Source organism: Flavobacterium sp., assembly GCF_020217025.1.
In the GTDB taxonomy this organism is placed as follows: domain Bacteria; phylum Bacteroidota; class Bacteroidia; order Flavobacteriales; family Flavobacteriaceae; genus Flavobacterium.
The window spans coordinates 1-10,000 of record NZ_JAIWOF010000202.1 but is presented as its reverse complement, the minus strand read 5'-3'; the positions used below and the strand labels follow the sequence as shown (position 1 = coordinate 10,000).

The 10,000-nt window shown below is 32.0% G+C and carries 9 protein-coding genes and 1 pseudogene; all 10 read right to left on the bottom strand.

The window, feature by feature from the left end:
- Positions 1 to 2,729 (bottom strand): pitrilysin family protein (locus tag LDL23_RS10440; protein WP_291265646.1); only part of this gene is annotated, 2,729 nt, incomplete at its 3' end.
- Between the two features lie 92 nt (positions 2,730 to 2,821).
- Positions 2,822 to 3,838 carry an FAD:protein FMN transferase gene (locus LDL23_RS10435; protein WP_291265645.1) on the bottom strand — a complete coding sequence of 339 codons (1,017 nt, stop codon included), beginning with the start codon at positions 3,836 to 3,838 and terminating at the stop codon, positions 2,822 to 2,824.
- Positions 3,813 to 4,178: a Na(+)-translocating NADH-quinone reductase subunit F gene (locus LDL23_RS10430; RefSeq protein WP_291265644.1), complete on the bottom strand. Its 366-nt coding sequence runs from the start codon at positions 4,176 to 4,178 to the stop codon at positions 3,813 to 3,815. The genes LDL23_RS10435 and LDL23_RS10430 overlap by 26 nt, the downstream gene beginning before the upstream one ends.
- 80 nt (positions 4,179 to 4,258) lie before the next feature.
- Complete coding sequence (locus LDL23_RS10425; RefSeq protein ID WP_291265643.1) at positions 4,259 to 4,870, bottom strand: hypothetical protein; 612 nt, start codon at positions 4,868 to 4,870, stop codon at positions 4,259 to 4,261.
- Between the two features lie 101 nt (positions 4,871 to 4,971).
- Positions 4,972 to 6,273 (bottom strand): NADH:ubiquinone reductase (Na(+)-transporting) subunit F, encoded by a 1,302-nt coding sequence (gene nqrF, locus LDL23_RS10420; RefSeq protein WP_291265642.1) that lies wholly within the window; start codon positions 6,271 to 6,273, stop codon positions 4,972 to 4,974.
- Positions 6,274 to 6,298: 25 nt separating this feature from the next.
- Complete coding sequence (nqrE, locus tag LDL23_RS10415) at positions 6,299 to 7,057, bottom strand: NADH:ubiquinone reductase (Na(+)-transporting) subunit E (RefSeq protein ID WP_291265641.1); 759 nt, start codon at positions 7,055 to 7,057, stop codon at positions 6,299 to 6,301.
- 5 nt (positions 7,058 to 7,062) lie between these two features.
- Entirely contained in the window at positions 7,063 to 7,728 is a 666-nt protein-coding gene (locus LDL23_RS10410; protein WP_291265640.1) for an NADH:ubiquinone reductase (Na(+)-transporting) subunit D, read from the bottom strand.
- 5 nt (positions 7,729 to 7,733) lie between these two features.
- Positions 7,734 to 8,417, bottom strand: a complete 684-nt coding sequence (nqrC, locus tag LDL23_RS10405) for an NADH:ubiquinone reductase (Na(+)-transporting) subunit C (RefSeq protein WP_291265639.1) — start codon at positions 8,415 to 8,417, stop codon at positions 7,734 to 7,736.
- A 2-nt stretch (positions 8,418 to 8,419) separates the two neighbouring features.
- A complete protein-coding gene (locus tag LDL23_RS10400; protein WP_291265638.1) occupies positions 8,420 to 9,583 on the bottom strand; it encodes an NADH:ubiquinone reductase (Na(+)-transporting) subunit B in 1,164 nt (387 codons plus the stop codon).
- 5 nt (positions 9,584 to 9,588) lie between these two features.
- Positions 9,589 to 10,000, bottom strand: a pseudogene (locus LDL23_RS10395) (NADH:ubiquinone reductase (Na(+)-transporting) subunit A); the annotation flags it as partial.

Genomic DNA, 10,000 nt, shown 5'->3' with positions numbered 1-10,000 from the left:
GTTAAAGCATTCAATTTAGCTTCAAAATCAAATACTTCTTCCGGATTTACTCCATCTGTATATTGACGTTTTAAAACTGCCATCCAGTAGCGATTATCTTTTAAACTTTCTTTGTATTCTAATCTTGATGCTTCTTTAAATTTATCCAAATCTTTTTGTTCTGGACCATTAGTAACCATTTTGTTTAATTCTCTTAAAGCAGATTCAGTAAGTTTTTCAGCATTTTCTGGTCCGCATGGGAAAGAAATTGAGAAATTATAGCTTCCGTAAGGTACTTTATTCATACTTCCTCTAGCTCCTACTCCATACACACCACTTTCGTTTTCTCTTAATTCTTCTACTAATTTAATTGTTAACACTTCACCTAATGCTTTGAAAGCAAATGCTTCTTTTGCATCGTATTTTGTATCACCATAAATCATGATGTTAACTGTGCTTTTTGGATCTTTTCCTTTGTTTACCACTTTTTTGTGCGAACCTTTAAGCATTCTATAGCCTAAATCTTTAGCACTTTCTTTAGTATTTTTATCAGAAGGTAATGATGCTATATATTTCGCAGCAAAAGCTTCCAATTGAGCTTCATCAAAATTTCCAACAATATAGAAATTAAAATCAGCTGCATTTGCAAAACGCTCTTTGTATTTTTTATACGCTAATTCATAATCCGCTTTATCAAAATCTTCTTCTTTTGGAAACCCTTTATATCTTGGATTTTCTTTGTTCAAATAAGTGTAAAATTCATTTGAAAAATAAGACGCTGGTTGTGACATCATATTTGCCATAAACCCTTTTTGCTTTGAAATAAAACCAGTAAAAGCTTCTTTGTCAAAATTTAAATCGGTGAAATAAGCATACGTCATTTGAAATAAATACTCTAAATCTTTTGGAGTAGAAGAACCGTTTAATCCTTCATAAATTCCACCAACATAAGGATTTATTCTTGCAATTTTACCTGTCATAAATTTGTTGATATCATTTTTAGACATTCCAGAAAAACCTGCTTCAGATAAACCACCCATTGCTAATGAAACTTTTGCCATTTCATCATTTGAAAATAAATTTGAACCACCAAAACTGATTGCTTCAAATATAACTTGATCGTTTTTAAAATCAGTTTTCTTATAAACTACTGTAGCACCGTTTGAAAGTTTCAAAGTAGTAGTTCCTAATTTAGCATTACTTTCTTTTGAAACTACGCTTCCTTCTTTAACTGGATTTCTCAATAAACTTTCCGAAACTTTTGTTTCTGCATATGCAGTCAATTCATTTTTGTTTACCGTTAATGAATTTAAAACTTCTTGTTCTGTTGGTTTTACTAAACCATCTTTTTCTGGACCAGTTAAAATAACTACTCTATTATCTTCTTTTAAATATTTAGCAATTAAACCATTAGTATCTTCAACAGAAATGGTTGGTAACATCTTTTTAAAGATATCAAACGTCCATTCGATACTTGGAATTGGTTCTTTTTCTAAGAAATTAGATTGATATTCTGATACGAAATTTTCAGATTCACTTTTCTCTCTTTCATTATACTGTCTTTCAATTTGAGATAAGAATTCGGCTTTTGCTCTATCTAATTCTCCTTGAGTAAATCCAAATTGCTTTACTCTTTCGTTCTCAGTCACCAATACTTTCAAAGCCTGTAATTGCTTATCCTGAGCTACCATTGCAAAAGATTGAAATGCTTCTTTTGTTCTTGCAAAAGTACCACCATGATAGGTGTAGCCAAAGTTAAAAGGAGGATTTGGACTGTTTTGTAACTCTTCTAATCTGTTATTTAACATCGTAGAAAAAAGTCCTTTGGCAAGATATTCTTTAAAATCTCCAAGTGTTGTAACTTTCTTAGGCTCTGCATAATCTTTATACAATAATTGTACCTGAGCAAATGCTGCTTCTTTATCTGATTCTACAGCTACGAAAGTTTCTTTGTGATTAGGAACATCATAAAATTTTCTTTCTTTTTGCTTCTTTGGATTTTTATATTTCCCAAAATGAGCGATAATTTTTTTCTCCATTTCGGCAACATCGATATCTCCTACAACAATAACTGCCATTAAATTTGGGCGATACCAATCTTTATAAAAACTCGTTAATTTATCATATGTAAAGTTTTCTAAAATTTCTTTTTGACCAATAGGAAGACGTTTTGCATATAACGAATTATACATCATTTTTGGCATAAAACGTCCCATCATTCTTTTGTCAGCACCTAGACCTAAACGATATTCTTCTAAAACGACACCTCTTTCTTTATCAATTTCTTCTGGAGTTAAAGTAGTATTGAACGCCCAATCTTCTATAATTTGGAACCCTTTTTCTACTTTATCTTTATCATCTGAAGGAATTGGTAAAAAGTAAACCGTTTCATCAAAACTCGTGTAAGCATTTAAGTGTTGTCCGAATTTAACTCCGATACTTTGAAGATAATTTACCAATTCATTTTTAGGAAATCGTTTTGTTCCATTGAAACACATGTGCTCCATAAAGTGAGCTAAACCTTGCTGTTCATCCGTTTCTTGAATCGAACCTGCATTAACAACTAGGCGTAAATCAACCTTATCTTCAGGTTTTGCATTTTTACGGATGTAATACGTTAATCCGTTTGAAAGCTTTCCGATTTTTACATTAGGGTCAGTCGGAATTGGATCTTCAAGCTTGAAATCCTGCGCAAAAAGAAACGCTGGAGCCAAAAGCAATAAAGAAATGGAAAAGTGAAATTTCTTCATAAAATTTGATTTTGTTTGGATAAAATTATCTTTATAACTACAAAATCAAAAGTTTATTATACAAGTTTTAACAATTATTTTCTTATTTAGAATTAGTCTATAATCAAAGAATTGAAATTTTCTGTAGTAAATTGCTGCATTTTATTGGCTGAATCCGAGTAAAGAAGCATGACATATAATTCTGGATGTTTTTGTAAGAATACCTTACTTTCCTCTAAACTCATTAACATAAAAGCTGTAGCGTAACCATCAGACAAACCAGATGACTTTGATAAAACAGTTGCACTTAACACATTATTTTTTTGAGCCAATCCCGTTTTTGGATTAATGATGTGAACAAACTTCTTACCTGTTTTTTCATCAATCATTACTTTTCTATAATTCCCTGAAGTTGCCATTCCTAAGTTTTCTAAATTCACTTTGGCAATTAATGTGCGTTCTTCTGGATTTTGTAATGGATCGTCGATTCCTACTACCCAGTTCTTATTGTCAATTGTGTTTTTACCCATCGCAAATAATTCGCCACCAATTTCAACAATGGCATTTTCAATTCCTTTCGATTTTAAATAATTCACTACAACATCAACGGAATAACCTTGTGCAATTGCATTAAAATCGATGAAAGTTTCTTTATACTTTTTTGATATGGTTTTATTTGCGTTTAATGCAATCTTATTAAAACCTACAAATTGCAACAAACTATCGATTTGTTTTAGAGCTAAATCTTGGTGCTTTTTATTTGGTCCGAAACCGTATGCATTCACTAAAACACCAATTGTTGGATCGAACAAACCATTCGTTTCTTTATAAATTTGGTTGGAAAGTTGGAATGTTTCTGTAAAAAAATCATCTACAACAACTGTTGAATCGCCAGCATTAATTTTAGAAATTTTAGAATCTGGTCGATACGTGGAAAGCGATAAATCAAAAGCTGTTAACAACGAATCCATTTGATTTTTAGTTACTTTTTCTTCCGTTGAAATGTATTTTATAGAATACGTACTTCCTTGTGCTTCGCCTTGAATGGTATAAAAATCTGTAGTTTTAGTACATGAAGTAAATAAAATTGCTACAATTAGAAAACTATAAAATCTCTTTAATTCCTTCATAATTTAAAATATAATCTTGATTTTTTAAAATCGGTTTTTCAAAATCTTCTGCGTTAGCAAAACCAACTCCTGCATATAATACTTTAGCTTTTTTCTCTTTGGCATGACTGATGAAGGTTTCCATGAAAACAACATCATATTCAGCAGGATTGTCTGGATAAGTTACAGCTTGCACCATTACAAAATGCAACGTATTCGTAGGTTTATCAACACAAACAAATTGCGGATGTTTTTTCAACTGGCTGTTGATGGCAATGAACTCAAATCCTTGTTTTTCAAGTTCTTTTCCCACGTGATTCATGGCCAAATGATGTAAGTCTTGTAGTGATAATGATTCCATATTGCAAAGGTAGGTATTCTATTTGAAAGCATAAAAAAACCGACTCATTTCTGAATCGGTTAAATTTTATAAACTATTTATTATTTGAAACTTTCAACAATTTTCATAATCTCTTCATCGTTAGTAAATTTTGGATCAATTACTAAAAACATGAAATAATTTTCTTTACTGATAGCAGAATTAATTAATTTTAACCTACCATTTGACTTTATTTCTCCATTTTTAGTGATTTTAAAATCATAAACATCATCATTAATTTGAGATTTATCAAATATAATTGCCTCACTTTCTTTTTTTAACTCTGTTTGATATTTCATTAGAATATTCTTACCATGAATATTTTTACCTATCAAAAATGAAACGGTCATACTATCATTATAAATTGTTTTAATTTCGTTTTTTAAAAGATAGTTATAACCTTTAGGCGCAAAAAATTGAAAATCTGAAAATTTGAATATAGAATCATTATTAACTTTAACAAGTTCAGGAGAATATAATAAGTCTAAAGGTGTTATCGTATTATTTATTTTTTCATTCTCTTTTTCTTCATTAAAAAAATACAACTTTACTAAAACTAATAAAAATATAACAACAATATATATAATTACTCTTCTCCTATTAAACATAGTATTTAGCCTTTTTTTAGCCTTTTTTCTTATTTCAAAATATCTTTCATTTAAATCTGATGACATAGTTGTACTATAATTAATGATTTCCAAAAATAAACAATTTCAACTTCAGGCATAAAAAAACCGACTCATTTCTGAATCGGTTTTGATATATAAAATTTGGATTAACCTCCGAAGTCGTCGAAACGAACATTTTCTTTTGGCACACCCCAATCGTCACACATTTTTACAACTGCGTTATTCATCATTGGTGGTCCACAGAAATAAAATTCGATATCTTCTGGTGCATCGTGTAATTTCAAGTGGTTATCAATAACTACGTTATGAATAAATCCTACGAAACCATCACCTTCTCCATTTGGTCCATCTTTCACTTTCCAGTTATCTTCTGGTAAAGGTTCAGATAACGCGATATGGAATTTGAAGTTAGGAAAATCTTTCTCTAAAGCTCTAAAGTGGTCTACATAGAATAATTCACGTTTAGAACGACCTCCGTACCAATAAGTTACTTTTCTTCCAGTTTTAACTGTACGGAATAAGTGGTACAAGTGCGAACGCATTGGCGCCATACCAGCTCCACCACCTACATACAACATTTCTGCTTCAGATTCGTTGATAAAGAATTCACCGTAAGGTCCAGAAACAGTTACAGTATCACCTGCTTTTCTTGAGAAAACGTATGAAGAAGCAATACCTGGGTTTACTTTCATCCAATCGTTTGTAGCTCTATCAAACGGAGGCGTTGCAATACGAACGTTCAACATGATTTTTCTACCTTCTGCTGGATAAGAAGCCATAGAGTAAGCTCTTTCAACCAATTCGTTATTTTTCATAACTAATGGCCATAATTTAAACTTATCCCACTCTACTTGGAATTTATCAGGTTCACCTGGATGTTCAACTGGGTGAGCTGTAATATCAATATCTGTAAATTTCACTTCACAAGCTGGGATTTCAATTTGGATATAACCTCCTGCTTCGTAGTGCATATCTTCTGGTAACTCAACAATAAATTCTTTAATAAAAGAAGCTACGTTGTAGTTAGAATATACTTTTGCTTCGAATTTTTTGATTCCAAAAATTTCTTCTGGTACTTCAATTACCATGTCTTGTTTTACTTTAACCTGACATCCTAATCTCCATCCGTCTGCTAATTCTTTACGAGTAAAGTTTGGTATTTCTGTTGGTAAAGGTTCTCCACCACCATCTAATACTTTACATTTACATTGTAAACAAGAACCTCCACCACCACAAGCTGATGGTAAGAAGATTTTATTATTACCTAAAGTAGTTAAAAGTGTACTACCTCCACCTACTTCAATTTCGTTTTCACCGTTAATTTTAATCTTTACAGCACCTGAGTTTACTAATTTAGATTTTGCATATAATAGCATAAACACCATTAGTAAAATAAGCCCTAAGAAAGCTAAAATTGAATATGTAATTAATTCTGTTATACTAAACATGAGTTCAATTTTTAATGTTATACTATTATTTAACTACTTGAGTTGAATCTACTTTAACAGAATCTACAGCTACTTGAACTGAATCAACTACAGGAGTTTCAACAACAGCTGGAGCAGGAGTTGCTACTTTTGCTACTGGCTTTTTGTTTAATGCGTTAAGGTCAATTCCTCCAAAACTCATGAAACCAATTGCCATTAAACCTGTTAAAATAAAAGTAATTCCTAAACCTCTTAAAGGAGCTAATACGTTAGAATATTCCATTTTTTCACGGATAGCTGCCATTGCAACGATTGCAATTGTCCAACCTAATCCAGAAGAAAAACCGAAAGTTACTACGTGTCCTAATGAAGAGTAAGTTCCACCATCAACTCTTTGTTGCATGAATAATGAACCTCCTAAGATAGCACAGTTTACTGCAATAAGCGGTAAGAAAATACCCAATGAGTTATATAATGAAGGTGAAAATTTCTCAACAATCATTTCTACTAACTGTACCATTGTTGCTACAGATGCAATGAATAAAATGAAAGTTAAAAAGCTTAAATCTAATTCAGCTAATGATGGATCTAACCAAGCTAATGCACCAGCACCTAAAACATAGTGATAAATTAAATAGTTTAATGGAACCGTAATTACTTGTACAAAGGTTACAGCAATTCCAAGACCTATAGCTGTTGATACTTTTTTAGAAACGGCCAAAAATGAACACATTCCTAAGAAGTATGCAAAAATCATGTTATCAATGAAAACTGATTTTAAAAATATATTGATATATTCAAACATAGCTATTATTTTTTCTCGATTAATTTCTTGTTAATACTTCTCTGTACCCAAATTACAATACCTACCATAACCAAGGCCATTGGAGCTAATAACATGAATCCGTTATTAACATATCCTGTAGCATACAATCCTGTTTTTTCTACAGAGTTTCCAAGAATTTCGATTCCGAATAATTTTCCTGAACCAAATAATTCTCTAAAAAATGCTACTATCATTAAAATGATTCCATATCCTAAACCGTTTCCTAAACCATCTAAGAATGATGGCCATGGTTTGTTACCTAAAGCAAAAGCTTCAAAACGTCCCATTAAGATACAGTTAGTAATAATTAATCCTACGAATACTGATAATTGTTTACTGATATCATACGCATACGCTTTCAAAATTTGGTCAACCAAAATTACTAAAGCAGCTGCTACAACCAACTGAACAATAATACGGATTCTACTTGGAATTAAGTTTCTTAATAATGATATAATTACGTTACCAAAAGCCACTACCGCAGTTACTGAAAGTGCCATTACAAAGGCATTTTTCATTTGAACTGTTACCGCTAAAGCTGAACAAATACCTAATACCTGAACGGTTACTGGGTTATCGTCATTAAATGGATTCGTAATTAATTTAATATTACTTTTTGAAAATAATCCTTCTTTGTTGTTTTCTGCCATGACGATTATTTTTTATTAGATTTTAAATATTTTTCATATGGTTTTAAACCTCTAACTAACATTTCAGTTACACCATTACCTGTTAAAGTAGCACCAGAAATTGCATCAACCTCACCATCCGCTTTGTTGTCTTTTCCTGAATATCCTTTAACTACTTTTAAACCTTGTAAGTTTCCATTAGCGTCAAATACACTTTCTCCAACAAAACTTTTTTGGAAATAATCTTGTGTGATTTCACCTCCTAAACCTGGAGTTTCACCTTTATGATCAAATACGATACCGTCAACTTTTAAGTTCTCATCGATAGAAACATAACCCCAGATAGCATCCCACAATCCCATTCCTCTTACTGGAATAACATAGAATTTTTTACCATCTTTCTCCGCGTTGAAAATTGGAAATTTCCCTTTTTCTTTAGCGATATCAACTGTAAAAGCATCTTTACTGATTTCGCTTCCGTTTTCGTCAAAAACTACTTCGCTAATGATATGTTTTTTATATGCTTCTTCTGAAGCGTCTCTTTCTACAGCTACTCCAAACGATTTTAGAATGTACTGCATTTTCTCTTTCTTAATGTTTGCCTCTTGATCTGGCTTAAGTGCTGTTGCAGCAAATGCTAAAGCAGAAGCTACTAACACAACCATTACAGTCGCAAACAAAAATGTATATCCGTTACTTTCTCTATTCATGACTATGCAGATTTTAATTGTTTAGACTTTGCCAATCTTTTCTTTCTCTTAGCAATGTTTCCATTAACTACGAAATAATCAATTGTTGGCGCTAAAGTATTCATTAACAAGATAGCCAACATTACTCCTTCTGGATAAGCTGGGTTGAAAACTCTAATTAAAATACTAAAGAATCCTATTAATAAACCGTAGATGATTTTTCCTTTATCGGTTTGAGCCGCAGAAACTGGATCAGTTGCCATGAACACAATACCAAAAGCAAAACCTCCAACTACCAAGTGATTCATCCAATCAAAGTTCATTAAAGCAGTTAAACCAACAGCATTGAACATCAAAGCAGTTAAAGCCGCTCCAATTACTCCAGAAACCATAATTTTCCAACTACCAACTCCTGTTGCAATTAAAATAAATGCACCAATTAAAATAGCTAAAGTTGAAGTTTCACCAATAGAACCCGGAATGAATCCTAAGAACATATCCATAGTTGAATACGCTACTTCTTTTCCTTGTGCTAATGAACCTAAAATTGTTTCACCTGAAACTCCATCAATTGTTGAAGCATCACTAACCCAAATTTTATCTCCCGACATAAATGTTGGATAAGCAAAGAATGCAAAAGCACGCGCTAATAAAGCAGGGTTGAAAATATTCATACCTGTTCCTCCAAAAGCTTCTTTACCAATTACAACTGCGAAAGCAACTGCAATAGCTAACATCCATAAAGGCAAATCAACTGGCATAACCATTGGAATTAACAAACCAGATACTAAGTATCCTTCGTTAACTTCGTGACCTCTAAAAATTGCGAAAGCAAATTCGATACCTAATCCTACTGCATACGATACAATAATCATTGGTAACACTTTCCATAATCCGTGGAAAAATAAATTTCCAAATGACATGTCAGAACCTTCAATTTGAATGAAGTGTTGGTAACCTGCATTATAAATTCCGAATAGTAACGCTGGAACTAAAGCTAAAACCACAGTAATCATGGTTCTCTTTAAATCTACAGCATCTCTAATATGAGCTCCGTGCTTTGTGGTATGATTAGGCACATATAAAAATGTATCTAATGCATTGATAGCAGGTGCGAATTTTTCAAATTTTTGCCCTTTCTCAAAAGGCTTTTTAATTTGGTCTATTTTATCTCTTAAAAACTTCATAGCTATTATCCTACTTCTTTAATCATTAAATCAAGAGCTTCACGAATTATTTGTTGCGCTTCTAATTTAGATGTGTTAGTATAATCAATTAAAGCAAAATCTTCTGGAGCTACTTCGTAAATTCCTAAGCTTTCCATTTTATCGATATCGCTAGCCAAACAAGCTTTTAACAATTGCATTGGAAAAATATCCATCGGCATTACTGCTTCCATTTCTCCTGTTACAACTAAAGCTCTTTCTTCACCATTTAAATTGGTGTTAGGCGCATATTTTTTACCTGGCATTAACCATGATAATCCTGTTCTTGAAGCACTATGAACACTTGGTGATGCAAAAGGCATCCATCCAAACATTCTGTACACATTACCTTCAGGAATAACAGTTACTGTATTGCTGTAGAAACCTAAATTTCCATCC